This window comes from Sphaerochaeta sp. UBA5836 (genome assembly GCF_002432845.1).
In the GTDB taxonomy this organism is placed as follows: domain Bacteria; phylum Spirochaetota; class Spirochaetia; order Sphaerochaetales; family Sphaerochaetaceae; genus Sphaerochaeta.
Genome location: NZ_DJGW01000115.1, coordinates 8,893 through 9,642, shown reverse-complemented (window position 1 = coordinate 9,642; position 750 = coordinate 8,893). Strand labels below are relative to the sequence as shown.

General features: G+C 53.9%; 1 protein-coding gene. It reads right to left on the bottom strand.

The features are described from left to right. Nucleotides 1-13 precede the first annotated feature (13 nt). Nucleotides 14-750 (bottom strand): 3-dehydroquinate synthase (locus B3F49_RS12045; RefSeq protein WP_293911368.1); only part of this gene is annotated, 737 nt, incomplete at its 5' end.

Here is a 750-nt window from a genome sequence, read left to right as displayed (position 1 = left end):
GAATGAAAATGAACTAGAAAATCGGCTTTGCTATGACGAGATGCTGGATCAACGGCATCTCAAGCGCCCTGAGCACACCCTTTCCCTGACCTTGCAAGAGGACAAAGAGAACTTTGCCGTCCACTTTTTTCTTGTCCTTGAGCAAATGGTCGCGGAACTCAATCCAATCACCGCGGCCGATGCGATGCTCGATATCATAGCCGTAGCTCTTGAATAGCTTGGTCGCACCACCAGCGTAGGCTTTATCAGTCACCTGCAGCACGACTCCGGCTTCCAAAGCACGGCAGGTTCCCCATGCCACGGCAGCACCATGACTCCAGCTGCCGAAGTGGGACGAGGATTCCAAAGCATGGGCGAAGGTATGGCCCAGGTTGAGCATCTGCCTGATGCCTTTTATCTCGGTGGGATCCTGTTCGATATACCACTTTTTCACATCCAGGGAGAGCTCCACCAGATTTGCCAAGGTCTTGGACTCCCGGCTGAGGATTTCATTCTTTTTCACGAGAAGGAACTTGTACAGCTCCTCATCCTGGCTGAGCAGGGCATGCTTGATGACCTCGGCAAGCCCGTTGAGAAACTCCTTGTCACTGAGAGTCCTGAGCGTATCGATGCAGATGAGAACCTCACCGGCTGGATAAAACGAGCCGACCATGTTTTTCATACCGCGGAAATCGACTGCCGTCTTGCCACCTACGGCGGCGTCCACCATGGCAAGCAAGGTGGTGGGAACCAGCGTCAGCCTGCAACCCC